Source organism: Limnofasciculus baicalensis BBK-W-15 (assembly GCF_024178385.1).
Taxonomy (GTDB): domain Bacteria; phylum Cyanobacteriota; class Cyanobacteriia; order Cyanobacteriales; family Coleofasciculaceae; genus Limnofasciculus; species Limnofasciculus baicalensis.
In genome coordinates, this window is the sequence record NZ_JAMZMM010000713.1 from 1 (window position 1) to 1,315 (window position 1,315).

The window sequence follows — 1,315 nt, forward strand, 5'->3', positions numbered from 1 at the left end:
GCGATGGCAACGTTAGCCCCAGGTATTGCTGGCAAGATGTCAAATGGGTTCTATAATGACTGACGCTTCCGAAAGGAAGAAGATTACTACCCACTCAGCTACCAACAGCGAGAAGTGCTACGAAATGAAGCGCCAATATGGGTAGGATTTGGTAAGAATAGATAAATACAAAATGCGATCGCGTTCCCCGTCGCAGCTCTCCCATTTCGATAGTCAGTTGCAATTGCCCAGCCTCGTTGAAGTGCAATGGCTTCGCCCGCCAGAAGCATCGCTAGACAAAATTCCCATCAAATAAAAAACATCTATAATCCTTCACGCACCCATTGCCGAAATCCTCGCCGTGCCGCACTTGCACCTACTGTCTCACTCAATTTCAAAAACTGGGAAATCCCCTCAACTACTGGTAAATTGGGAAATGTTGGGCTAGTTTCTACCTGTACATATTCTCCTTCCCGTAAAACAAAAATTTGTAATTTGTCCTCTTCATAACGCCACACTTCCGGTACACCCAAGGCGATATAAGCAGAAATTTTAGTTTTGGAAGTCACATCTACTTCAATTGCTAAATCTGGTGGGGGATCTATTGATAGATTGAGTTTAAACTTACCAATCATCCGCGCCGAATTTGTAATATAAAAACAATCATCTGGCTCAATACCTGCTGCCATTTCTGGACGCTTAAATGTTGTTGAACCATAAGGCTCCCAGTCTAGTTCTAACTCATCTAATAATATTTTGACAAACTCGCCAATCATTATCTTTGTTTTTTCATGTTCTGGTAATGGCATCCGAATCTCCAACACCCCTTGAAAGTAAGCAATTCGTGAGGCACGACGCTCTCCTAATTCAGTTAAAATTGCCTCAAAATCTGACCAGTCAATCTGGCGTAATGTCAAACATTGACCGGGTGAAACATCAATTTGGCGTAATTGTAGGGTAAAAACCATTTCTGTCTCCGTAATGTTGGATATTTAGTGTTTAATTCCATACTTGGGGTGACATCCTCCTGCGCTAAATCGGAGATTATAGCGCAGGCTTCCCAAAATCACTTTTGGGCATTCCTAGTTCTTCCCTTACAGGGTTTCGCCTCTGACCTAGACTGACTTGCATCAATCCCCGGCAGACCGACTGCATAGGCGTTTTCTATTCCGCAGAGTCCCTGCGTACTCAGTTGTTCTAGTCCACGCAATCTGATTACTTCTGAGGCTGCATGGTCTCTATCTGTTTCATATCCACATGCACCACATTTATGAACTCGTTAGGAAACAGGATGGACTTCATTTGCCCAAACTTTTTGAAGCGGGGGAAGCCAAAC

At 43.6% G+C, this 1,315-nt stretch carries 2 protein-coding genes; both read right to left on the bottom strand.

Annotated elements, in window-relative coordinates:
* Positions 1-98 precede the first annotated feature (98 nt).
* A complete protein-coding gene (locus NJ959_RS29655; protein WP_254015350.1) occupies positions 99-269 on the bottom strand; it encodes a hypothetical protein in 171 nt (56 codons plus the stop codon).
* Positions 270-302: 33 nt separating this feature from the next.
* Positions 303-947 (bottom strand): Uma2 family endonuclease, encoded by a 645-nt coding sequence (locus NJ959_RS29660; protein WP_254015351.1) that lies wholly within the window; start codon positions 945-947, stop codon positions 303-305.
* Positions 948-1,315: the final 368 nt, after the last annotated feature.